22 protein-coding genes are annotated in these 21,991 nt (G+C 71.8%); 5 read left to right on the forward strand and 17 right to left on the reverse strand.

Going from position 1 to position 21,991, the window contains the following annotated elements; genetic code table 11:
• Positions 1-101: 101 nt before the first annotated feature.
• On the reverse strand, positions 102-1,058 hold the full coding sequence (locus J8N05_RS41175; protein ID WP_210892321.1) for an NADP-dependent oxidoreductase: 957 nt from the start codon (positions 1,056-1,058) through the stop codon (positions 102-104).
• A gap of 88 nt (positions 1,059-1,146) precedes the next feature.
• On the opposite strand from J8N05_RS41175, the gene J8N05_RS41180 reads away from it, so the two are divergent.
• Positions 1,147-1,716 carry a TetR/AcrR family transcriptional regulator gene (locus J8N05_RS41180; protein ID WP_210892323.1) on the forward strand — a complete coding sequence of 190 codons (570 nt, stop codon included), beginning with the start codon at positions 1,147-1,149 and terminating at the stop codon, positions 1,714-1,716.
• 42 nt (positions 1,717-1,758) lie between these two features.
• Here J8N05_RS41180 and J8N05_RS41185 read toward each other — a convergent pair whose 3' ends face one another.
• From J8N05_RS41185 to J8N05_RS41235, 11 genes are all read right to left on the reverse strand, one after another.
• A complete protein-coding gene (locus tag J8N05_RS41185; RefSeq protein ID WP_210892325.1) occupies positions 1,759-2,778 on the reverse strand; it encodes a homoserine dehydrogenase in 1,020 nt (339 codons plus the stop codon).
• Positions 2,775-3,281 carry a RidA family protein gene (locus J8N05_RS41190; RefSeq protein WP_210892327.1) on the reverse strand — a complete coding sequence of 169 codons (507 nt, stop codon included), beginning with the start codon at positions 3,279-3,281 and terminating at the stop codon, positions 2,775-2,777. Before J8N05_RS41190 ends, J8N05_RS41185 begins: the two co-directional genes overlap by 4 nt.
• Entirely contained in the window at positions 3,278-4,426 is a 1,149-nt protein-coding gene (locus J8N05_RS41195; RefSeq protein WP_210892329.1) for a M24 family metallopeptidase, read from the reverse strand. The genes J8N05_RS41190 and J8N05_RS41195 overlap by 4 nt, the downstream gene beginning before the upstream one ends.
• A gap of 57 nt (positions 4,427-4,483) precedes the next feature.
• The gene (locus J8N05_RS41200; protein ID WP_210892331.1) at positions 4,484-5,410 is read right to left on the reverse strand and encodes a carbon-nitrogen hydrolase family protein; all 927 of its coding nucleotides are present in this window, start codon (positions 5,408-5,410) and stop codon (positions 4,484-4,486) included.
• Positions 5,401-6,633, reverse strand: a complete 1,233-nt coding sequence (locus J8N05_RS41205; protein ID WP_210892333.1) for a M20 family metallopeptidase — start codon at positions 6,631-6,633, stop codon at positions 5,401-5,403. The genes J8N05_RS41200 and J8N05_RS41205 overlap by 10 nt, the downstream gene beginning before the upstream one ends.
• A 76-nt stretch (positions 6,634-6,709) precedes the next feature.
• Positions 6,710-8,194, reverse strand: a complete 1,485-nt coding sequence (locus tag J8N05_RS41210; RefSeq protein WP_210892335.1) for a mandelate racemase/muconate lactonizing enzyme family protein — start codon at positions 8,192-8,194, stop codon at positions 6,710-6,712.
• A complete protein-coding gene (locus tag J8N05_RS41215; protein ID WP_210892337.1) occupies positions 8,191-9,417 on the reverse strand; it encodes a pyridoxal phosphate-dependent aminotransferase in 1,227 nt (408 codons plus the stop codon). The genes J8N05_RS41210 and J8N05_RS41215 overlap by 4 nt, the downstream gene beginning before the upstream one ends.
• A gap of 142 nt (positions 9,418-9,559) precedes the next feature.
• The gene (locus J8N05_RS41220) at positions 9,560-10,438 is read right to left on the reverse strand and encodes a GntR family transcriptional regulator (RefSeq protein ID WP_210892339.1); all 879 of its coding nucleotides are present in this window, start codon (positions 10,436-10,438) and stop codon (positions 9,560-9,562) included.
• 4 nt (positions 10,439-10,442) lie between these two features.
• Positions 10,443-11,153, reverse strand: a complete 711-nt coding sequence (locus J8N05_RS41225) for an amino acid ABC transporter ATP-binding protein (RefSeq protein WP_210894208.1) — start codon at positions 11,151-11,153, stop codon at positions 10,443-10,445.
• A 183-nt stretch (positions 11,154-11,336) separates the two neighbouring features.
• Positions 11,337-12,059, reverse strand: a complete 723-nt coding sequence (locus J8N05_RS41230) for an amino acid ABC transporter permease (protein ID WP_210892341.1) — start codon at positions 12,057-12,059, stop codon at positions 11,337-11,339.
• A gap of 1 nt (position 12,060) precedes the next feature.
• On the reverse strand, positions 12,061-12,987 hold the full coding sequence (locus J8N05_RS41235; RefSeq protein ID WP_210892343.1) for an ABC transporter substrate-binding protein: 927 nt from the start codon (positions 12,985-12,987) through the stop codon (positions 12,061-12,063).
• 291 nt (positions 12,988-13,278) lie between these two features.
• Here J8N05_RS41235 and J8N05_RS41240 point away from each other — a divergent pair, with 291 nt between their 5' ends.
• Positions 13,279-14,052, forward strand: coding sequence for an alpha/beta hydrolase (locus J8N05_RS41240; RefSeq protein ID WP_210892345.1), 774 nt, complete (start codon positions 13,279-13,281; stop codon positions 14,050-14,052).
• Positions 14,053-14,165: 113 nt separating this feature from the next.
• Here the strand turns inward: J8N05_RS41240 and J8N05_RS41245 are convergent, their stop codons facing one another.
• On the reverse strand, positions 14,166-15,077 hold the full coding sequence (locus J8N05_RS41245; RefSeq protein WP_210892347.1) for an alpha/beta fold hydrolase: 912 nt from the start codon (positions 15,075-15,077) through the stop codon (positions 14,166-14,168).
• A 104-nt stretch (positions 15,078-15,181) separates the two neighbouring features.
• Here J8N05_RS41245 and J8N05_RS41250 point away from each other — a divergent pair, with 104 nt between their 5' ends.
• Both J8N05_RS41250 and J8N05_RS41255 read left to right on the forward strand, forming a co-directional pair.
• Positions 15,182-15,844 carry a TetR/AcrR family transcriptional regulator gene (locus J8N05_RS41250; protein ID WP_247706894.1) on the forward strand — a complete coding sequence of 221 codons (663 nt, stop codon included), beginning with the start codon at positions 15,182-15,184 and terminating at the stop codon, positions 15,842-15,844.
• A 92-nt stretch (positions 15,845-15,936) separates the two neighbouring features.
• Positions 15,937-16,578: a DUF4232 domain-containing protein gene (locus tag J8N05_RS41255; protein WP_210892349.1), complete on the forward strand. Its 642-nt coding sequence runs from the start codon at positions 15,937-15,939 to the stop codon at positions 16,576-16,578.
• A gap of 29 nt (positions 16,579-16,607) precedes the next feature.
• On the opposite strand, the gene J8N05_RS41260 is transcribed toward J8N05_RS41255, so the two are convergent.
• On the reverse strand, positions 16,608-17,552 hold the full coding sequence (locus J8N05_RS41260; protein WP_210892351.1) for an AraC family transcriptional regulator: 945 nt from the start codon (positions 17,550-17,552) through the stop codon (positions 16,608-16,610).
• 74 nt (positions 17,553-17,626) lie between these two features.
• Here J8N05_RS41260 and J8N05_RS41265 point away from each other — a divergent pair, with 74 nt between their 5' ends.
• A complete protein-coding gene (locus J8N05_RS41265; protein ID WP_210892353.1) occupies positions 17,627-18,604 on the forward strand; it encodes an SDR family NAD(P)-dependent oxidoreductase in 978 nt (325 codons plus the stop codon).
• A 42-nt stretch (positions 18,605-18,646) separates the two neighbouring features.
• On the opposite strand, the gene J8N05_RS41270 is transcribed toward J8N05_RS41265, so the two are convergent.
• The 3 genes from J8N05_RS41270 to J8N05_RS41280 are packed head-to-tail and all read right to left on the reverse strand — an operon-like array spanning position 18,647 to position 21,963.
• Positions 18,647-20,443, reverse strand: a complete 1,797-nt coding sequence (locus J8N05_RS41270) for a sugar-binding domain-containing protein (protein WP_210892355.1) — start codon at positions 20,441-20,443, stop codon at positions 18,647-18,649.
• Positions 20,444-20,493: 50 nt separating this feature from the next.
• Positions 20,494-21,126, reverse strand: coding sequence for a hypothetical protein (locus J8N05_RS41275; RefSeq protein WP_210892357.1), 633 nt, complete (start codon positions 21,124-21,126; stop codon positions 20,494-20,496).
• A gap of 6 nt (positions 21,127-21,132) precedes the next feature.
• On the reverse strand, positions 21,133-21,963 hold the full coding sequence (locus tag J8N05_RS41280; protein ID WP_247707008.1) for a carbohydrate ABC transporter permease: 831 nt from the start codon (positions 21,961-21,963) through the stop codon (positions 21,133-21,135).
• Positions 21,964-21,991: the final 28 nt, after the last annotated feature.

Genomic DNA, 21,991 nt, shown 5'->3' on the forward strand with positions numbered 1-21,991 from the left:
GTGGAAGCCAGGACCTGGACCTGTGCAACGGCGCCGCCGCAGTGTTCACCTGCCCACCGCTCCCCGGCGATTCCGATCCCGATCGAGTCCGAGCACTGGGACTAGAGATCGATAACCACCTTGCCGTGGACGTGTCGGGCCGCCTGGAGTTCGACGGCCGCGCGGATGTCCTCGACGGGGTAGGTCGCCGCGATCGGCACGTGCAGGCGGCCCGCCGCGACAAGGCTCGCGATGTTCGCAAGGGCGTCGGGCGCGGCGTTGGCGCCGTTGGCAGCGGGAACGCCGTCGACCTGGCCCGCGATCGTGCAGATGCGGTCATCCGGGACCCCCAGCTCGCGCGCGACGTGCACCGTGTCCGTGCCGTGCAGGTCCAGGGCCGCGGTGACGGTGCCCGCGGCGAGGTCGCGCACCCTGTCGGTCAGGCCCTCCCCGTACGCGACCGGTTCGGCGCCGAGGCCTCGCAGGTACTGCGCCGACGACGGCGAGCCGGTCCCGATAACGCGGGCGCCCGCGATCCGGGCCAGCTGGACCGCGAACACGCCGACGCCGCCGCCCGCGCCGCCGATCAGCAAGGTGTCGCCGGGACCGAGGTCGAGGACGTCGAGGGCGGCGGACGCGGTGCTGCCCGCGATGGCCAGCGTGGCGGCCGTGCGGTCGTCGACGCCGTCCGGGGTGTGGTGGGCGATGCCGCTGGCGATGTTCCCGTCCGCGTCGAGGACGACGTGGTCGGCGACCGCCCGGGACAGGGCCGCCCCGAACACGCGGTCACCGACCGCGTAGCCGCTCGCGCCCGCACCGACCTGGTCGACGACTCCGGCGTAGTCGGTGCCGAACCCGCAGGGCAGGCTCAGGCCGAATCGTGCCGCGGTCCCGGCGTCGGCGGTCATGATCCAGTCCATCGGGTTCAGTCCGGCCGCGGTCACACGGACGCGGATCTGCCCGTCGCCCGCCCGGGGTTCGGACACGTCCTTGAGGGCCAGGACCTCGGGCCCGCCGAAGGAGTCCAGCAGGACGGCCCTGCTCCCGTCGTCCCGGCGTGCGTCGCTGTGTTGCCGCATCTCGTACCCGTTTCCTCGCGTGCCTGGAGCCAGCCCAAACGGACTATGCTCCGTTTATGGAAACCAGCGTAACCGGAGCGTGTTCCGTTTGACGAATTCGAAGCCGCGGACGAGACGGTCCGACGCCGCCCGCAACCGCGATCAGCTGCTTGAGGTCGCCACACGCGTGCTCGCCTCACCCGACGCCGAGACGTCCATGCGCGCCATCGCCCGCGAGGCGGGAGTCGGCATCGCGACGCTCTACCGCCACTTCCCGACGCGCGAGTCCCTCGTGGAGGCCGTCTACAGCGACCAGGTCGTCCGCCTCACCAACGGCGCCCGGGACCTGCTCGCCTCCGAGACCCCTGCCGTGGCGATGCGCCGCTGGATGGACCTCTTCGGCAACTGGATCGCGACGAAGAACGGCATGCTCGACACGCTGCTGGCCCTCGTCGAGTCCGGCGCCGTCGGCCACGCCCGAACCAGGGACCAGCTCCTGAACGCGATCTCCACGATCCTCGACGCAGGCCGCACCGCCGGAGACCTGCGGCCGGACGTCACCGCCGAGGAGATCGCAGCCAGCCTGATCGGGATCTTCACCGTCGCGCAGCAGTCGGGTCCCGAGGTCACAGCCGATCGCCTCCTGGACATCCTCCTCGACGGCCTTCGACCCCGGTAACGCCTGTGAAAACCAGGGGACCGAGACAACTGCACGCGTTCGTCAGCGGAACCCGCGCCGCCCGTCGGCCACGACGTCGAGGCTGTCCTTCAGCATGGCGAGCGCGGCGCCCAGCGGACTGGAACGGCCTCCGCTCACCGTCACGTCACCTGTCTCCGGGCACTCGAAGGTCACGGCCTTCTCAGGTCCGATCAGCGCGTGCATCGGGTCACCGGGCGCGGTCTCCTCCAGCAGGACCCGTACCTCGTGCGGTGTGTCCGCCGCCGCGGAGGCGACGGCGCGCAACCGCCGTCCGCGAGCCGCCGCCGCACGCGCCGCCCCGGCCGCCGCCTCCCCTATGGGCTCGGTGCGCCACCGTACGGCCGAGGCGTCCCAGCCCCACAGCAGCGCGGCCAGCAGGGCGGCCTTGGTGGCCGCGTCCCGCCCGGCGAGGTCGGCCGACGGGTCGCCCTCGGCGATGCCCAGGCGCCGTGCCTCGGTCAGCGCGTCGGCCAGCGATCCTCCCCCGGCCATCCGGTCCAGTACGAAGGTGGACGTGCCGTTGAGGCAGGCCCGCACCGAGCGGCAGCCGAATCCCCGGACCCCGAAGCGGGCCAGGTCGCCCGCTGGCAGGGCGGCGCCCGTCGCGGCCGAGAGGCGGATCAGCGCGCCGCCCGTGTGCGCCGCCGCCTCCAGTTCCCGCCAGGCGCTCAGCAGGTGCGCCTTGGCCGCCGTGACCACATGCACACCGGCGCGCAGGGCCGTGACGGCCTCGGCAGCGGCCAGGTCGCGTACCTCCGGGGTGGAGGGCAGCGCCTGTACGAGGATCGCGGCCCCGGTCCGCTCCAGCGTCTGCCCGAGCGGAGCCAGCGGACCACGCTGCGGGTGCGGCGGCACCGTCAGCTCGTCGGTCGATGCCGTCCACTGCGCCGTACTGGTGCGTACCGCCGCGAGCCGGAGCCGTGCACCGTCGAGGCGGGCCTCGGTGAGCCGGCGGGCGTAGGCCTGTCCCACCGGCCCGAAACCCGACAGGACGACGAACGCCGTGGAGCCGTCGTCACCCACTGGGGCGGCCCCGTTCACTGGTCCACGGTGGCGGTGGCGGTGGCGGTGGCGGTGGCGGTGGTGAGAACGAGAGCCACCTCCACCGGTGCGCCGGACGGCAGGCCGCTCACACCGATCGCCGCGCGGGCGGGCGCCGGATCGCCCAGCTCCTCCAGTACGGCGGTGCTGGCACCGTCGGCGACCCGGCTGTGGTCGGAGAACTCCGCCGTGGCCGCCACCCAGACCGTCATCGACACGGCGGACTCCAGCCGGAGCCCGGCCGCCTCGGCGGCCTGCCGTCCGGCTTCCACGGCACGGCGCGCAGCCAGCTCGGCCAGTGGTCGTGCGTCCGGGACGGTGAGCCCCGCCCCGAGGACGCCGCTCGCGGCCATGGTCCCGCCCGCCCGTGGCGTCATGCCGGCGGTGAACACCAGTCCCCCGGCGATCCGGGCGCTGGTGTACTGCCCCTGGGGTACGGGCGCGTCCGGTACGGCGGGGATGCCGGAGGTGTCCGGTACGGCGGGGATGCCGGAGGCGCTCACCGGCCCGGTCCCACCGGGCAGGAGGTCAGTACCTCGTGCCCGTCCTCGGTGATGAGGACGGTGGCGGACAGGCCGATGCCCGCCATGCCCTCGATGCGCAGGGTGGGCACCACGTGCACCACCATGTCGGGGGCGAACCGCTTCTCCTCCGTCTCGCCGAGGGAGAGCAGGTGTCCCTCGCCCCAGTCGGGCGCGAACCCGATACCCACGGAGTAGCCGCTGCGCTTGCGGTAGGTGTGGGCGAGACCGGCTTCGGCGATGGCGGCCCTGCACGCCGCGTGCGCCTCGGCGGGCGAGCCGCCCGGCACCACGTGGGCCAGCGCCGCGTCCCGCGCGGCGGCGCAGGCGACGGCCATCTCGGCGGCCTCACCCGTCAGTTCCCCGGTCCACACCGTGTGCATCAGCGGCGCGTTGTACCGGCCCACGGTCGCGGACATCTCCAGCAGGACCGGCTCGTTCTCGCCGATCACCCGGTCCGACCAGCTCGCGTGGATGGTGCCGGCCCGGGGACCGGACGCGACGAAGGGCTCCATGCCGAAGTACTCGGAGCCACTGGCGATCATGCCTTGGAAGGCCGCCGCGGCGACGGTCCGTTCGCTCACCCCGGGCACGGCGGCCTCGGCGGCGGCGAGCATCCCCGCGTTGGTGCTCCGGGCGGCGGCCCTGATCTGCTCGATCTCGGCGGGCGACTTGACCAGCCGGGCGGCGGCCAGCGCTGCGTCGATGGGCCGTACCCGTGCTCCCGCGGATTCCAGCAGACCGCTCAGGCGGCCGTACGACTCCGGCGGGAGGAACCACGAACGGGTCTCCAGGCCGACCGCGGTGGCGCCGGGAGCCAGTTCGGCCAGCAGGTCCGCGGTGGCCTGCACCGGGTCGGCGCTGTCCGCGAAGCCCACGATGCGTTCCACGTGGGTGGTCGCGCGGGCGTTGACCGTCTCGGTCTGCCGGGTCAGCACGGCCGCGTCGCCTCCGGCGGTGACGATGAGGCACTGGTAGGTGTAGTAGCCGGGCGTGGCGTGCCCGGACAGGTAGCAGATGTTCTCGGGGGTGTGGACGACAACGGCGTCCAGTTCCTGCGCCTTCAGCGTGGCACGCAGCGCGGCCAGCCTCCGGTCGTACTCGTCGGCGGGGAAGACGGGTGTCATGTGGGGCTCCTGTCGGTCCGGAGTCGGGGGTCAGGGATCAGGGATCAGGTACGGGGATCAGAGGTCTGCGCGATCAGAGGTCCGGGGGTCGGGGGTCAGGGACGGGGTGGAGGGTCGCAGGCGGGTGACGGGCACTGACGTCGGCGTGACCTTCAGCAGGTCGGCACGCAGGTCCGGGAGGTAGGGCAGTTCCCGGCGGGCACGGGCCGTCTCGTCCGGGTCGACGGTCACGATGCGCACGCCCTCCTGATGGCCGAGGGCCGTGAGGGGGCGTCCGGTGGGGGACCACGCGGCGCTGCGGCCGAAGTAGTGCTCTCCGGCGATGTCGCCGACGGCGTTGGAGACCAGGGTGTAGACGCCGTTCTCCACCGCGCGGGCCGGGTGGTACACGTCGTAGCGGTATTCGGTGGCGCCCTCGGCGAACGCGGAGCAGTACAGCATCGCGTGGGCGCCGGCCCGCCGGTGGGCGCGGGTGAACTCGGGGAATCCCGCGTCGTAGCAGATGCCGAGGCCGACCGACACACCGCTGTCCTCGATGGTGACCAGGTCGGTTCCCGGGGAGAAGACGTCCCGTTCCGGACCCCACAGGTGGGCCTTGGCGTAGTGTCCGGCCACCACGCCGGCGGGGTCGACGACCAGGACGGCGTTCCACGGCCGCGGGACCCGTCCATCGGATCCGGACCGCGCGGCCAGTGCCGCGCCGAGCACGACCCAGACCCCGGCCTCGGCCGCCGCACGTGCCAGTGGGGCGAGCGGTGAGTCATCGGCGGGGGCGGTGCCCGGACTAGGGGGCGTCAGGGTCAGGGCGGGACCGCGCCGGGCGACGGCCTCGGGGTCGTACCCGCAGGTGAACAGTTCCGGCAGGGCGAGCAGCCGGGCTCCCCCGGCGGCGGCCTCGCGCACCAGCCGCACCGCGGTGGCCAGGTTGGCGTCGAGGTCGCCGGGAACGGACCGGGCCTGGCCGAGGGCGATGCTCAGGCCCATGCCGGGCCCTGCCCGCCCAGAGCCTCCGCGAGGATCGCGCGGTACAGGCCGACGGACTCGTCGAGTTCGGTGACGACGACATGCTCGTCTACGGCGTGCATGACCTCCAGCCGTCCCGGCCCGCAGACCAGCGCGGGCACCCCGGCGGCGCGGAAGTGCGTCATGTCGCAGTTGACGGTGAGCCCGGCCAGGCTGTCGTCGGCGCCCGCCTCGGCCAGCGCCCGGCGGCAGAGCAGGACGAACGGGTGGTCGGGCGGTGTCTCGGAGGGACCGCCGGTGCTGGGCGCGCACTCCGCGACGGCCGCGGTGGCGCCGTGACCGCCCTTGTTGAACCTGTCCAACACTGCGTCCACCTCCGCCAGTACCGACTCCTGCGTCTCTCCCGGCAGCAGCCGCCGGTCGAGGGTGATCCGGCAGTGCTCGGGGACCGCGTTGGGGGCCTCACCTCCCGAGACGAGGACCGGGGTGCAGGTGGGCGCGCCGAGCAGCGGGTGACCGGGGCCGGCCAGCGAGGCGGCGTACTCCTCCAGGAGGGTGATCAGGGCGGCGGCGCCGGTGATGGCGTTCACCCCGGCGTGCGGGGTGGCGGCGTGCGCGGCGACGCCGGTGACCTCGACGACCGGCCGGACCGAGCCCTTGTGGGCGGTCAGCAGGCGCATCCCGGTCGGCTCCCCGACGATCACCGCGTCGGGGAGGCGTCCCTGCCGCGCGAGTTCGGACACCAGATGGCGGGCGCCCATGGAGTCGCCCTCCTCCTGGGAGACGGCGGAGAAGACGATCTCGCCGTTCACCTCGGCGAGCCCGGAGTCGGCGGCGCGGGCCAACTCGGCCGCGGCGCACGCCATCGCGGCCAGCGGTCCCTTGGCGTCGGCGCTGCCACGCCCGTACAGCCGTCCGTCACGCAGGGTGGGCTCGAAGGGGGGACTGCTCCAGCCGCCGCCCGCGGGGACCACGTCCAGGTGCGAGTTGAGCATCACCGAGGGGCCGCCTGTGCCCAGGACCCGCCTCGCGGTGAGGTTCACCCGGCCGGGAGCCAGTTGTTCGGTGTCCACCGAGAAACCCGCGGCGGAGAGGTGCGCGGCGAGGAGTGCCGCGGTGCTCTCCTCCTCGCCGGTGGGGGTGGTGGAGTCGCAGGCGACCAGGGCGGTGAGCAGGGCGAGGACGTCGGAGGTGGTGGAGCCGTCGGGGCCCGTGACGGCGGACGGGAGGGTGGGAGAGGACATCGTCGTTGGTCCTTGCGTCGTACGGGGCGGGCGGCGGCCCGGCAGGCGGACCGCCGTCCCCGTCGGTCGATCGGGGTCAGGGCAGGGATGCGGGTACGGGTATGGGTACGGGAGCGGCGAGTACGGCGCCGTTGGGGGCACCGTTGGGGACGCCGGGCAGTCCGACCGGGACGAGGTGCGCTGCGTCGAGGAGGACGTCCACGCCCAGTCCGGGTGCGTCGGGCAGCAGGATCGCCCCGTCGCGCAGCCGCAGGCCGGTGGCCAGGTCGTGGGCGACGTTGGCGTAGCCCCACAGTTCGGCGACGGTCAGTCCGAGTCCCGCCGCCAGGTGGGCGGTGGTCGCGCAGCCCAGACGTCCGCAGTCCATCTGGCCGAGAGCGACGTCGAGTCCGCGCTCGCGGGCGGCGGCCACGGCCTCGGCCAGCGCGGCGACCGTACCGGCCTTCTCCAGCTTGAGGTGGACCCCGTCCGCCGCGGCCAGGTCGGCGACGGTGTGCACGTCCGCCGCGTCGCGCACGTCCTCGTCGGCCCAGACCGGGACGGGTGACTCGGCCCGTACCCGGGCCATCGCCGGCAGGTCGCCCGGCCGGGTGGGCTGTTCCAGCCAGGCCACGCCGTACCGGGCGAGCCAGGGGGTGGCGGCGAGCGCGGTGTCCGGGTCCCAGCCGCCGTTGGCGTCGGCCGCCAGGACCACCGCGCCAGCACCCGACACCCGGTCCGCCGCGGTGCGCGCCGCGGCGATGCGCGCCGAGTCCAGGAAGGGGTCGCCGCCGACGCGGATCTTGACCCGCCGGAAGCCGGAGACGGCGGCGGAAGCGGTCAGTTCGGCCGCCTCCTTGGGAGTGCCGAAGGGGATCGCGGCGTGCGTCGGCAGCGTGGTCGGAATGCCGTTCTCGCCGGGCACGGCTGCCCCGCCCGGCGCAGCCGTGGCGCCCCGTGTAGCCGTAGCGCTCGGCGCCGCTGTAGCGCCAGGTCGCCCCGGGGAACCCGGTACGAGCGCTGTCAGGACGTCGCCGTACTCGGCCCGCAGCGCTTCGGCCAGCGGGACTCCCCGGACCCGGGCGGTCGCGTCGCGGTACGCCACGTCCAGGAGCATGGCGGCGGGCGGACAGTGGCGCGCCACGGACGCGGCGAGCGCGGCCGGGTCGTTCCAGACCGGGTCGGTCACGGCGGGCAGGCCGGCCAGTGCGGCCACGATGGAGTCGGTGGTGTGGTGGGTGGCGTAAGCGCCGTTGCCGCGGGTCTCGGCCCAGCCGGCCTGTCCGTCGGCCAGCACCAGCCGCAGCACCACCTGCACGAGTTCCCCCGTGTCCGCGGTGGTGTGCCGCAGCCGGCGCCGCAGCGGCAGGGCCACCACGCCGTACGACGCCTCCCGGACCCTGAGGGCCGGCAGGTCCGCGTCGCGGACCCTGAAGACCGGCTGGTCCGCGTCGCGGACACCGAGCGCCGCCAGGCCCGCGTCCCGGGACGTGGACCCCGGCGGCTCCACGTCCCGGCCGGTTCCCGTCGGCCGGTCCACCTCTGCGTGCAGCCGCCCGGCAGCCCGCCCGCCGCCCGTCATTCCGGCTTCACCGAGGCGACGACGTCGATGATCCGGTCCAGGGCGGCGTCCCAGACGGTCTCGTCCTGCGCGAAGCACAGCCGCATACGGCCGCTACCCGCCGGACCGAACTGGTAGCCCGGGTTGACGACCACCCCGGCGTGCTCCTTCAGCGCCAGTGCCACGGCCTGGTCGGAAGCACCCGTCAACACCTCGGGGAAGAGGTAGGCGGTGCCGTAGCTGGCGTTGACCCGCATCACCGAGGAGGCGTTGATCTTCTTCACGGTGGCGTCGCGCAGTGCCTGGTACTCCACCAGCCGCTTCGCCAGGAAGTCCTGGTCGTCGGCGATCCACCGGCCCAGCAGGTGCTGGGCGTAGGAGGGCGCCCGCAGCGCGGTGCACGACTGGACGTCCTCCATCGCGTCGACCAGCGCGGTGGGCGCGACGGCCACCCCGAGCCGGTATCCGGACAGCGACTCGGTCTTCGACGGGCCGAGCAGGGTCACGGTCCGCTCCGCCATGCCCTCCCGGGCGGCCAGGTGGAAGAACTCCTCGCCCTCGAAGACCAGACGGCAGTACAGCTCGTCGGCGATGACGGTGAAGTCGTGCCGGCGCGCGGCGTCCGCTATCGCCTCGATCGTCGCCTCGTCGTAGACGGCGCCGGTCGGATTGTTCGGGTGGGAGAAGACCATCAGCCGCGGCTTCAGCGCGGCGGCGCGCTCCAGCTCCTCCAGGTCCAGGGAGGGCCGGGCACCGCGACCCGCGTCGCCCTCGTGCGGCCAGACCATCGGGATGCGGCGCACCTCGGCGCCGAAATAGCGCAGCATCCGCTCGGTCGACAGGTAGTCGGGGTCGGGCAGCAGCACCAGGTCGCCGGGCGAGAGGATCGATGCCAGCGCGGTGAACAGCGCGCCCTGGGTGCCGGGGGTGAGGATCACGTCGGCGGGGCCGGTGGCCGGTATGCCGAGCACGGTGGAGACGTTCTCCGCGACCGCCGCGCGCACCCCGCGGTCACCGCGGTAGGGGGTGTAGGTCATGCCGTTGCCGCCGGCGGCCTCGGCGAAGGTGGGCAGTGCCCACTGCGGCGGGGGGAAGCGGTGGGTGTCGGCGTAGGTGGCGTCCAGGGGGTCGGCCGGGCCGGGCGCGTTCTCCAGTTCGCGTTCGGCGTCCCGCAGGGACTGGCCGATCTGGCCGGTCAGTTCGGGCATGGACAGGCGCTTGAGGGCCTCGGGGAGCTGGTGCACGGTCGGTGTTTCCTTACTCGTGTGGGGGTGAAATGGGGAGGAGGAGGCGCGGTCGGGACGTACACGGGGTGGTGGACGGGCGGGGCACCCGCCGGAACCGGACGCGGACGCAGAACCGGACGCGGGCACGGACTCGGGCGCGCTACGACAACTCCGGCTTGAGCGGTACGGCCGGTGTCCCGGTGTCCTGCGCACTCAGGCGCCTGGAGCCGACGGCCCGGCGAGGCAGGTCGCCCTCGGATTCCGGGGTGCCGGCTGCGGCTCCCGCGGGCTGCCGTCGGCTGATGCCGCCCGCCAGCGCGGTCAGACCGCCGAGGACGTGATCGCGGGTCAGTAGCGAGGCGCGTTCGGCGTCGCCGCTCCTCAAGGCGGCGAGGATGCTGGTGTGTTCCTCGATGGAGGCGTGCGCGCGACTCGCGTCGGACAGGTAGAGCGCGATGTAACGGTCGCTGCGTGCCCGCAGGTGGTTCAGCGCGCTCAGGGACGCCGGCATGGCGGCGAGAGCGTAGACGGTGTCGTGGAAGGCGCGGTCGAGTCGGCGCAGGTACGCCGTGTCGGCCTGGTCGGCGGCCTCGGCCTGCTCGTTCATCAGGTTGTCGAGGTCCGCGCAGCGCGCCAGGCGATCCTCTTCCGTGGCCTGGGCGGCGGCTGCCGCGAGCATGCCCTCCAGGGCCGCGCGGCCGTTGTACACGTCGCGTGCGTCGGCGAGCGACACCTCCGCGACGATCCACTTCTGGTGGGGCCGGTCGACGACCAGGTGCTCGGTGGCCAGCCGGGACAGGGCGTCACGCAACGGGCCGCGGCTGATGCCCAGTTCGCCGGCGAGCCCTTCCTGACTCAGGCGCTGGCCGGGGGCGAGGCGGCCGTTGAGTATCCACTCGCGCAATTGCTGGTAGGCCCAGTCCGTCTTGCGCAGGTTCCACGGGATGGGGGCGACGGCCGGGCTGCCGCCCTTGTGTCCGGTGCCATTGCCGTTGCCGTTGCCATTGCCATTGCCGTCGCCGGGAGTTGTCGTCGCCATGTCCTCACTCACCGAGCATCTGGTCGAGGAAGCGACGGGTGCGGTCCTGCCGCGGCGCGGTCAGGACCTCGGCCGCCGGGCCGTCCTCCACGATCCGGCCGTCGGCCATGAACACCACGCGGTCGGCGCCTCGCCGGGCGAAGTCCATCTCGTGCGTGACGACCACGATGGTCATACCGCTGGCGGCCAGGTCCCGCATGACGGCGAGCACCTCGCGGGTGAACTCCGGGTCGAGGGCCGAGGTCGGTTCGTCGAACAGCATCAGTTCCGGGTCCATGGCCAGCGACCGGGCGATCGCCACGCGCTGCTGCTGGCCGCCGGACAACTCGTAGGGATAGTGGTCGCAGTGCTCGGACAGTCCCACCCGCACGAGCAGTTCGCGGGCCCGTTCGTCAGACCGTGCCCGCGACGCACCGCGGGCCCTTCGGGGGGCGAGCGAGACGTTCTGTGCCGCCGTCAGGTGCGGGAAGAGATTGAACTGCTGGAACACCATGCCGATCCGGCCGCCCGCCGAGCGGGGTGCGGTGCCCGCCTTGGAGAGGAGTTCGCCCTGGAAGGCGACCGTCCCCTCCTGGAGAGGTTCGAGACCGGCCAGACAGCGCAGCATGGTCGACTTGCCGGCGCCCGAGGGGCCGAGGACGGCCACCGTCTGACCGTGCGGGACGGTCAGGTCCACCCCGTGCAGCACGGTGCGCCCGTGGTATGTGCGGGTCATGCCCTCACCGCGCAGGACCGTACGGCGGCCAGCCGCGGTGGAGGGGGTGCCGGACTTCGTGGCCATGGTGTCGGTGGTGGTCGGGGTGCCACTGGTGGCACGGTTCATGTCAGTGTCCTGTCCTGTCCTGGTCCTAGCCCTGGTCCTGGTCCTGTCGTGCTCGTCGTTCCGTTCGCCGGCCGGTCAGCGGGCCGTCGGGTCCAGCGCGGCGGTGTCGGTGTGCCGGAGCGTGGGCTTCCTGTCCTGCCGCGCCGCAGCCCTGCGGGTGACGTCGAGCCGTCGTTCGAGCCACCGCAGGCCGACGGTGAGCAGGGTCGTCAGCACCAGGTAGTGGACGGCCGCGGCGCAGAGCGATCCGACGTAGTCGAAGTCCGCCGCGGCCTGCCGCTGGGCCGTGAGCATCAGGTCCTGCACGCTCACCACGGAGGCCAGCGCGGAGGTCTTCAGCATGCCGACGAACTGGTTGCCGGTGGGCGGCAGGACCAGCCGGGCCGCCTGCGGGAGCACCACCCAGCGCAGGATCTTCGCCTCGGACAGGCCCAGCATGTGCGCCGCCGTACGCTGCCCGCGGTCCACGCCCAGCAGTCCTCCGCGCACGATCTCAGCCATGTAGGCGATCTCGTTGAGGGTCAGCGCGATCACGGCACAGGCGAAGGGGGAGAAGTTGAGCCCCCACAGCGGCAGCACGTTGAAGACGAAGATCAGCTGCAGCAGGACCGGGGTGCCGCGGAAGAGCCACACGTACGCGTCGACGAGCCAGCCGAGCGGGCGGGGGCCGCCCTTGGCCAGGGCCAAGAGTACGCCGCCCGCCACCCCCAGGAGCATGGACACGACGGTGAGTTCGAGGGTCAGCCAGGTGGCGGAGAGGAAGTTCGCCGAGACGACCTTGTCGAGGAAGCCGCCCATGTCACGAGCCTTCCGTCGCGTCGGCCGAGACGGAGGCCGGCGCGGAGCCGGACGGGGACGCCGGAGCACTTGACCCGGTGTCGAAGTAGTCGGCCTCGTCGGGCAGCTTGTACTTCGAGAGCAGCTTGTCGTAGTCGCCGGACTTCACGAACAGGTCCAGTGCCTCGCGCAGCGCCGCAGCCGTCTTCGTGTCGCCCTTGCGGACCGCGATACCTATCTTCGTCTCGTTCTTGAAGGTCGCGGCGACGGTGTAGTCGTCGGTCTTGGCGAGTGTGGTCGCCGCACCCGGCGTGGAGGTGTCGAAGGCGTCCGCGCGACCGGACTTGACGGCCATCATCGCGTCCTGGTTGCTCGGCAGCGTCATGATGTCCATCTGCTTGAGCCCCTTCTTCTTCAGTTCCTTGTTGTACTCCTCCATGTACGTCTCACCGATGGCACCGCGGGTGACCGCGATGGTCCTGCCGGACAGGTCCTCGGGCACCCGGCTGATCTTCTTCGGGTTGCCGCGCGGGGTCAGCAGCGCCTCACCGATGACCAGGTACGGGACGAAGTCCACCTGTTCGGCGCGCTCATCGGTCATGTACATCGCGGAGTTGACGATGTCGGTGCGCTTTCCCGTCAGGGCCGGGATGAGCCCGTCGAAGTCCGTGTCGAGCGCCTTGGTGCCCAGTCCCATCGACGAGGCGAGCGACTCGATCATGTCGATGTCGAAGCCTTCGAGGCCCCCGTCCGCCGACTTGGACTCGAAGGGCGGGAAGGTGGCGGCCGTGCCGTAGGTGAGCGTGCCGGAGGAGACCAGGTTCCCGGGCGGGGTGACCTCGGCGGGGCCTCCTGCCGTGGTCGCCTCCGAGCCCCCGCACGCTGACAGTCCGACAGTCATGGTGACGGTGAGGAAGGCTGCTGCCATACGGGTCTTGAGAAGTCTCACAACGTACTCCTAACGGCGTTTCAGCAGCTCAGGAAGAACTGTAAACAGTTGCCAGTGACTCTCACCGGGGCATGTGTGTGATCCGTTGCCCTCCGGTTAAAGCCGCGTTTCGTCACACGCGGTGACGCGTCAACGACGCATGTGCGAAGGCGATGTCGGCCTTCGTGACGGCGACGGCCGGTCGACGGCCGGTGCTCCGGAGCCGTGCGGGAGTGGCGTGGGGTGACGGTAGGGTCCGGGTTGCCGGGGCGTCTTCGGGACGTGTCCCCCACCCCTGTGTCTGGAGATGCGATGGACGTCGCGGTACATGAATTCACTCTCGCGACAGATGGCGAGCGGCTCAGCGTCTGCACCGTGACACCGCGGGTCGAGTGCACGGGGGCGCACGGTGTGGTCGTCATGCACGGCGCGGGCAACGGTGACAAGGAGCGCAACCTGCCGCTCACCGAGGAGTTCGCCGTACGGGGCCACCCCGCCGTCGCACTGGACTTCTCGGGGCACGGACGGAGCACCGGTGAGCTGCTCGACCTGAGCCTCGAACGACGACGCGACCAGGCAGCGGCTGTGATCGACGAGGTCTTCGACGCTTCGCGTCCCCTGATCCTCGTCGGGTTCAGCATGAGCGGGCAGACGGTGGCCGATCTGGCGGACCTCTACGGCGCTCGCGTGGCGGGCATCATGCTCTGCGCACCGGGGATCTACGCGAAAGCCGCCTGGGACGTCCCCTTCGGCGCCGGGTTCACCTCGTTGATACGGCAGCCGGAGAGCTGGCGTGACAGTGCGGCAACGGAGGCGTACGCACGTTTCGGCGGTCGCGCGCTGCTGGTCGTACCGGAACAGGACGCGGTCATCCCCGACGGCGTGACCGAACTCATCCGCACCGCGCTCTCCACCCGGGCGGATCTGTCCGTTCTGCGGCTGACGGGCGCCGATCACAAGCTCGGTGCCTGGCTGGCCGAACGACCGCAGGACCGCGCGAACGTCGTCAGCGCGTTGCTGCGATCGCGGGAGGGCGACGACGACGCCGTCGGCATCGGCACGGCTGCGTTCCGGTGGGGCCGGTGAGTCGACGGGTGTTCAAGGACCGCGGACCGGCGCGAGTGGGTCAGGCAGCAGGCATCGTCCGTCACGCCGGCCGGTCGCGGCGCCTTTCGGCATAGTCTCGGCGTAATCGAGGATCACGCCAGCCGGTCGCGGTGCCTTTCCGTGTGGTCGAGGATCAGGTCGGTGACGGCGTCGGGCCGGTCCAGTTGGAGGAAGTGCCCTGCGCCTGCGAGCCGTTCGAAGCGCCATGGTGCGTCGATCCATTCGCCGGAGCGGGCCATCTGTTCGAGACTGCTGTAGATGTCGCCGGTGGGCCAGACACCGAGAACGGGCACCCGCACCCGGGGAACGGGGGTCATGGACGCGTTCACCGGGTGGATGTTGGCACGGTAGAAGTTCAGCATCGCCCTGAGCGCTCCGGGCCGTTCCAGGTCGGCGATCCACGCGTCGGTCTCGGAGTGGTTTCCCACCCACCAGCGAAAAGTGGACCAGGCGCCTCCCTCGCCCTCGGCGTCACCGCGCAGCCAGCTCTCGGCGTCGGAGAACAGCAGCCGGAGCATGTACCACGACATCTGCCGCTGCTCATAGCCTGCTCGTGCCCGGGCGCTCGGATGGCCGGTGGAGAGCGCGACGTAGGACGTGATCCGGTCCGGCCGGTGCGCGGCCATGCCCCAGGTCGATCCGGCGCCCCGGTCGTGTCCGACGAGGTGGAAGGTGTCCACGCCCAGCGCGTCCACGACCGCCCAGAGCCTCTGCTGATCCTTGGCGATCGTGTAGTGCGCGACGTCCGCGGGCATGTCCGAGTCCCCCTGGCCGAGCAGGTCCGGCGCGATCACCCGGTAACCGGCGTCGAGCAGCCCGGGCACCTGCCCGCGGTAGACGGCCGAGGAGTCCGGGATGCCCGGCACCAGCACGACGGTCTGTGGCCCGTCGCCCGCCTCGAACGCGTTCACGCGGTGACCGTCCACGACGACCGTGTGCCGGGTCATGCCGGTCAGCCGCTGACGGCGCCCCTCGAATACGGATGGCTGCTGAAAGTGAGTCACGGGAAGCACTGCTCCTTGTCGGGCCCATCGGCGCCTTAATGACCAAGTGGTCACTAAGGAACGTACACCTCGCCGCACCAAATGACCATCCGTATACTTAGGGGGTGAGCAAGCGAATCGCCGACGGCGGCGCACCTTCCGAACCCGAACCCGCGCCCGGGCAGGGCCGGGACACCACTCCCCCGCGCCGTCGGCGCGACCGGGCAGCGAGCCAGGAGGCCATCCTCGAAGCGGCGCGGGCGGAACTCCACGAGCACGGCTACAGCAAGACGACCATCCGGGCCGTCGCCGCACGGGCAGGTGTGACCCACGGTCTGGTCATGCGGCACTTCGGTTCGAAGGAGGGACTGCTGAGCGCGGCGATCCCCGGCCCCCGGGACCTGGACGTCGTCCTCGCCGGTGACAGCGCGGGCCTGCCGGAACGGATCGCGCGGGCCTTCGTCGAGCGCATGGAGATGGCCGGCAGCCTCGACCCGATGGTCGCACTCATCCGCAGCGCCGCCGTGAACGAACCCACCGCCACCCGTCTGTACACGTCGATGCAGGAGCAGAGCGCAGCCGCCTACCGCGCCGTGCTGGCCGGGCCGGACATCGACGAGCGGGTCGACCTGCTCGGAGCGGTACTGCTCGGAGTCACCTTCAGCAGGTACGTCGTACGCGCCGGCCCGCTGGCGACCATGAGCTCACAGACGGTGATCCAGCATCTGACCGGCCTGCTCCGCCCCATCGTCCAGCCTCGTTCCTCCTCACGGACGGGGGAACACTGAGGGCCGCCGGGCTTCCGACCCCGACCTAACTGCGTGGCGTATGCATGCTTCCGTCCAGGATGGACAGCCGAGTCGGCATGGGTGCCAACGGAATGAAAAGGGTTCACAAGCCCGTCCTCGTCTCAGGACTGGTCGCACTGGGCGTACTCGGACTGGGCGCGTGCGGCGGTGACGACGGTGACGCGCAGGCGTCCACCAGCGTGGCGTCGGACAGTCCGGCCGCCACCACAGCGCCAGGAAGCAACGAGCCCACGGACTCCGCCACGGCGGGCGACACCGGTGCGGCCACTCCGAAGCAGGGCGCCACGGACAGCCCGGGCATGGGCAGTGACTGCACCACGGACCGTCTGCGCGCCGGGCTCAAAGCCACGGGCCAGGAGATGAACAGCAAGTACTTCGACCTGACTCTCACCAACACCTCTGACGGCAGTTGCGCCCTCAAGGGATACCCGGGCCTGTCACTGACCGATCAGGACGGCGATCCCATCGGGAAGCCCGCGACCCGCACGCAGGACGGATCCGCGGAGAACGTGGTCCTCAAGCCGGGGCAGGCCGCCCACGCGGTGGTGCGGACGCCCGACAAGGGAGTCACGGACGGAAAGTGCTGGCCAGAACCGGCACGGATCAAGGTCTTCCCGCCGAACAACACGGCATCCCTGTCGGCGGACCCTGCGGAACTGCAGGTCTGCGGGGATTCCTTCACCGTGGGACCGTTCACCACGAACGCGAGCTGAAGAGTCGGCGGCGCCACGCCGCTGACCGGCTACGCCGTCGCCCGGAGCCGTCGCCGGTAGTGCAGGGGGGACTCCCCCACCGCGCGTTTGAACGCGGTGCTGAACGCGCTCTCCGAGCTGTAGCCGAGCTCCGCGGCGAGGGAGCCGACCCGGACGTCGGGGTCGCGCAACGCGCGCTGGGCGAGGAGCATCCGCCAGCGCGACAGATAGGTCAGTGGCGGGGTGCCCGCGGTGGCGCGGAACCGCTCGGCGAAGCTGGTGCGTGACATCCCGGCGGCGCGGGCCAGTTCGGCCAGTCCCCAGGCCTGCCCGGGCTGTTCGTGCATCAGCCGCAGCGCCGGGCGCAGCGGCTCGTCGGCCAGCAGCCGGAGCCAGCCGACCGGTGTCTCCTCCTGTTCCAGATACGCGCGCAGCATCTCCAGCAGCAACAGCTGACCGTTCTGCCGGATGGCGAACCCCGAACCGAGCCGTCCGCCGGAGGCCTCGTCGAAGAGCCGCTCGACGATGCCGCCCAGGCGGGAGGCGGCCGGCGTCGCCGCGTGTACGTGGACCAGGCCGGGCAGCGCCGTGCTGAGCAGTGCGAGGCCCGCCGGACTCACTCTGACCTCGCCGCCGACGAGCACGTCGTCGGTGGTCAGGTCCGCCTCGGCCAGCGCCATCGCGTCGAAGCCCGCACCGGGGATCAGCTCCACCGGAGTCCCGCCGCCCCGGCCCCCGCGCATGTCGACCCAGGTGCGGTGGTTGAGCAGCGCGACGTCGCCCGCGGCGAGCTCCACGGGACCTTCCGGGCCGCCCGGCCCGTCCACCGTGATCCGGGCCGATCCCGCGACCAGCACCATCAGCTTGAGCGGCCGGGACACCGTGCCCCTGGACACCCACGGGCCGCGGACCGCGAACCCGCCGGTCATCAGCCCCCGCACTTCCACCACGTCGAACACATCGGACAGCACGTCCGTGACCGCCACATCAGACATCCCCGTACTCTCGCGCAGAAAATGCGGACGCACAACGATTCAGCGTCCGGAGATCGCCGTCGAGACTGGGAGACATGACCACACAGCAAGTTCCGCTGGGCACCCCGTTCACCGCCTCCTCCACCGCCGACGACGGCCTCGACGGCCTCGACCTGTCCGGCCGGGAGGTGATCGTCACCGGTGGCCACGGCCGGCTCGGCCGCGAGGCCACCCGTGCCCTGTCCGCCGCGGGCGCCACGGTGACGGTGGCCTCCCGCGATCCCGAACGGGCCGCCGCGGCGGTGCACGGGCTCTCCCGGGTGCGGGTCGAGCGGCTCGACCTCACAGACCCGTCCTCGATCGAGGCCTTCGCCCGGCGGTGGCTCGCCTCCGGCCGGCCGCTGCACGCCCTGGTCAACAACGCCGCCGTGCTGTTCACGCCCCAGCTGGTGCGCGACGCACGGGGTCACGAACTCCAGTTCTCCACCTCGCACCTCGGCCACTTCCAGCTCACCAGGGCACTGCTGCCGGCCCTGCTGGCAGCGGAGGGCGCCCGAGTGGTCACGGTGACCTCGGGTGCGGCACGCATCGGCGAGATCCGGTGGGACGACCTGGACTTCGCGACCGGGTACGACCCCGGCACCGCATACGGCCAGTCCAAGCGCGCCAACGTCCTGTTCACCGTCGAACTCGACCGCCGGTACGCCGCTCAGGGCATCCGCGCCTTCGCCACCCACCCCGGCGTGGTCATCGGGCCAGGCCCGTTCACGCCGGAGGAGGCCGCGGCGTACCGTACGCAGGGGCTGGTCGACGACCACGGTCACACCGTCATCGACCCCGACGCCGGCAAGAAGACCATCGCACAGGGGGCCGCGACCCTCGTCTTCGCCGCCGCGAGCCCCCTCCTGAACGGCCACGGCGGGGTCTACCTCAAGGACAGCGACATCGCCGTGCTCGACGACGAGCAGCGCCCGCTGACCGCGGACAGCATCCCCTCGGACGCCAACTCGGCGATGCTCGACCCCGACGACGCTCAGCGGCTGTGGAAGCTGAGCGAGCACCTGCTGTCCTGACCACCCCGTGCCGGTGCCGCTGCCGCGTCGGCCATCACCGGATCAGGGGCGTCTCCTGGTGAGGATCGCGAAGAGCTCCTCCACGGGGATCTTGGGCTTGCGGTCCGCTGTGAACAGGCCGTTCACCTCCTGCTCCGTGTCGGTGAACTGGGTGTAGCAGTAGCCGGCCAGGCCCGAGTCCACGGCGGCGCCGACCAGGGAGGCCAGGCGTTCGGTGAAGTCCTGCTCGGTGGCCACGGTGTCGTAGCCGAACCACTCCTCCCCCTCGGCGGGTTCGAAGGTGGCACCGCCGAACTCGCTGAGCACGACCGGCTGGCCGCGGTGGTCGGCGCCGTCGAGGAGGAGGCGCTTGGCACCCGGCCACGGCTCGGCGATCTCGCCGCGCCGCAGTCCGGGGTGGCCGTAGCGTTCACGCAGGACCGCCGCCTGCTGGGTGTAGTCGTGCACCCCCCAGATGTCGGCGGCGGAGATCTCCCAGCCGTCGTTGGAGACGGCGGGCCGCGACGGGTCGAGGGCCTTGGTCAGGTGGTACAGGCCGTCCATGAAGTGGCGCTGCTCGGGGACGAGCGCCGGGTTCGGGACCGACCACGACTCGTTGACCGGCACCCAGGCGACGATCGAGGGATGGCTGAGGTCGCGGGTGAGCGCTTCGGTCCATTCGGCGACGACGCGCCGCACGGTCGTCGTGCCGAAGGCGTACGCGGAGGGCATCTCCTCCCACAGCATCAGGCCCAGCCGGTCGGCCCAGTACAGGAAGCGCGGGTCCTCTATCTTCTGGTGGATCCGCAATCCGTTGAGGCCGATCTCCTTGGCCAGTTCGACGTCACGGCGCAACTCGTCGGCGGAGGCGGCCAGTTGAGAGGCCGGCCAGTAGCCCTGCTGCAACGCGAACCGCAGGAAGCAGGGCTTGTGGTTGAGGAGGAACACGCCGTCGCCCCAGCCGATGTCGCGCAGGCCGAGGTAGGAGGTGACGTGGTCGACGCGGGCGCCGCTCTCCGGTTCGCTCAGGACGACCGTGGCATCGACCAGATGTGGGTGGTCCGGGCTCCAGAGGAGGTCGTCGAGGTCCTGCGCGTGTCGCAGGGCGGGTATCGAGACCTCGAACGTCGTCTCCTGGCCGTCGACCAGCACGCTCTGCTCGGCGAGCAGGCGCTCGCCCAGGGTCAGCCGCACCGTCGCGCGCAGCGGGGTCTCGGGCCAGCGGGCCAGCCGCAGTCCGGCCCGTACGCGGGCGTGCGCGACGTCCGGCGTCCAGTGGAGGGTCGTCAGATGTGTGTCGGGGACCTCCTCCAGCCACACCGGCTGCCAGATCCCCGAGGTGCGGTGGTACCAGATGACGTGCGGGTCGCGCCGCCAGTCCTGTTTGCCGCGGGGCTGGGTCGCGTCCAGTGGCCGGTCCTCGGCGCGCACCACGAGGACCTGTTCCCCGTCGTGTTCCAGGGCGTCGGTGAGATCGCAGGTGAAGCCGGTGTGCCCGCCCTCGTGGCGGCCCACGGGGCGGCCGTTCAGCCAGACCTCGGCCCGGTGGTCGACCGCCCCGAAGTGCAGCAGCAGCCGTCGGCCCGCGCCGGGCCGGGACATCTCGACGGTGCGCCGGTACCAGAGCACCGGGTGGAAGCCGGTGTCGTGGATGCCGGAGGCCTCGGACTCCGGTGGATAGGGCACGGTGACGGTGCGGTCGAAGGGGGCGGTCACGGACGGGTCCGACCAACGGGCCGACCGGCCGGTGTCGTTGTCGTCGTGGGCGAACAGCCACGGACCGCTCAGGTCGCGCCAGTCGGGATCGCGGACGAGCTGCGGCCTCGGATGACCGGCCGCGTCCAGGTGGGTGTGGGGCACAGAAGAACTCCGGTGGAGTAGCGGGGACAACGAGCGGGGACGACGGGGATTCAGTCGGCGGGGATTCGGTCGGCGGGGATTCGGTCGGCGGGCGCGCGAAGCACCACGACGGTCGCGGCGAAGGCGAGCGGGCCCGGCAGCAGCGGGACCAGCAGCGGGATGGACCAGGCGATGACCACCGCCAGCAGCACGGCCCCGGTGAGCAGGAGGCTGCCGCGCGGGTCGGCCACCGAGCGGACCAACCCCTCGCGGACGGAGAGGCGGTGCGGGGCGTCCAGCGCTCCGGCCCGCAGCACCACGACCGCGGCCCCCAGGACGAACAGGGCCAGGGCGGGTGCCACGACCCGCGCCCCGGGCAGCGCGCTGCGCGCGAGGGCGGCGTCGACGGTCACCACCGCGGCGAGCAGCGGCAGCGTCAGTCCGGCGAGCAGAGTGCGCACGGACACGTGGGCACGGACCTCTCGGAGGTAGCCGCCGAACGTCGCAGGGGTTCCCTCGCCCGCCGCCGTGCGCAGGGTCGCCGACGCGGCGGCGAACGCGGCCGGAGCGGTGACCACCGGCAGACAGGCGATGCTGGTCAGCAGGGAGATGTACAGCATGTCGGCGAAGAGGGAGAAGCCGGAGCCGAACACCTCGCCCGGTTCCCTGTGCGCGCGGCGGGCCGCGACGGGTGTGTGCGTCATACCGGTTCAGCCCTTCAGTCCGGAGGTGGCCATGCCCTGTACGAGGTAGCGCTGGAAGACGAAGAAGAACAGCACGATCGGCAGCACGGAGATGACGGACATGGCGAACATGGGCCCGTACGCCGAGGTGCTGTTCTGGTCGACGAAACTCCGCAGCGCCAGGGTGATGGTGAACTTCTCCGGTGCGAAGAGGTAGATCATCTGCGTGAAGAAGTCGTTCCACGTCCAGATGAACGTGAAGATGGCCGTGGTGATCAGCGCGGGCCGGCTCAGCGGCAGCGTGATCGACCAGTAGGTGCGGAAGGGGCCGCAGCCGTCCATCCGCGCGGACTCCTCCAGCTCGCGCGGCAGTCCGCGCATGAACTGCACCATGAGGAAGACGAAGAACGCCTCCGTGGCGAGGAACTTCGGCAGGATCAACGGCCAGTAGGTGTCCACCAGGCCCAGCTGGTTGAACATGATGTACTGCGGGATCAGCACGACGTGGTGCGGCAGCATCAGCGTCGCCACCATGAAGGCGAACATCCCCGTGCGCATACGGAACCGCAGGCGGGCGAAGGCGTAGGCGGCCAGCGAGCAGGACAGCACGTTGCCGAGGACGGCGCCGCCCGCGATCAGCAGGGTGTTGCCGAGCAGCCGGCCCACGGTGACGCCGGCGACGCCGTCCAGGGCGGTCGTGTAGTTCGACCACTCCAGGTGGCTGGGCCACAGGTTGAGGCTGGTCAGCACCTCGTCGGCCGGTTTCAGCGACGTGGCCAGCAGCCAGACCAGCGGGTACAGCAGCAGGAGCAGGCAGATGGCGGCGACCGAGTGCGGCAGCCACCGTTTCGTGGCGATGCCCGCGGTGCGAGCGGAGTTCACCGAG

This window comes from Streptomyces liliiviolaceus (assembly GCF_018070025.1).
GTDB lineage: Bacteria > Actinomycetota > Actinomycetes > Streptomycetales > Streptomycetaceae > Streptomyces > Streptomyces liliiviolaceus.

Bases quoted from the DNA above. Each gene is read 5' to 3' on its own strand.
- J8N05_RS41225 (WP_210894208.1), bottom strand. From the start codon at position 11,153: ATGACCCGCACATACCACGGGCGCACCGTGCTGCACGGGGTGGACCTG.
- J8N05_RS41275 (WP_210892357.1), bottom strand. From the start codon at position 21,126: ATGACGCACACACCCGTCGCGGCCCGCCGCGCGCACAGGGAACCGGGC.
- J8N05_RS41240 (WP_210892345.1), top strand. From the start codon at position 13,279: ATGGACGTCGCGGTACATGAATTCACTCTCGCGACAGATGGCGAGCGG.
- J8N05_RS41200 (WP_210892331.1), bottom strand. From the start codon at position 5,410: ATGGGCCTGAGCATCGCCCTCGGCCAGGCCCGGTCCGTTCCCGGCGAC.
- J8N05_RS41205 (WP_210892333.1), bottom strand. From the start codon at position 6,633: ATGTCCTCTCCCACCCTCCCGTCCGCCGTCACGGGCCCCGACGGCTCC.
- J8N05_RS41195 (WP_210892329.1), bottom strand. From the start codon at position 4,426: ATGACACCCGTCTTCCCCGCCGACGAGTACGACCGGAGGCTGGCCGCG.
- J8N05_RS41175 (WP_210892321.1), bottom strand. From the start codon at position 1,058: ATGCGGCAACACAGCGACGCACGCCGGGACGACGGGAGCAGGGCCGTC.
- J8N05_RS41210 (WP_210892335.1), bottom strand. From the start codon at position 8,194: ATGACGGGCGGCGGGCGGGCTGCCGGGCGGCTGCACGCAGAGGTGGAC.
- J8N05_RS41255 (WP_210892349.1), top strand. From the start codon at position 15,937: ATGAAAAGGGTTCACAAGCCCGTCCTCGTCTCAGGACTGGTCGCACTG.
- J8N05_RS41220 (WP_210892339.1), bottom strand. From the start codon at position 10,438: ATGGCGACGACAACTCCCGGCGACGGCAATGGCAATGGCAACGGCAAC.
- J8N05_RS41265 (WP_210892353.1), top strand. From the start codon at position 17,627: ATGACCACACAGCAAGTTCCGCTGGGCACCCCGTTCACCGCCTCCTCC.
- J8N05_RS41230 (WP_210892341.1), bottom strand. From the start codon at position 12,059: ATGGGCGGCTTCCTCGACAAGGTCGTCTCGGCGAACTTCCTCTCCGCC.
- J8N05_RS41260 (WP_210892351.1), bottom strand. From the start codon at position 17,552: ATGTCTGATGTGGCGGTCACGGACGTGCTGTCCGATGTGTTCGACGTG.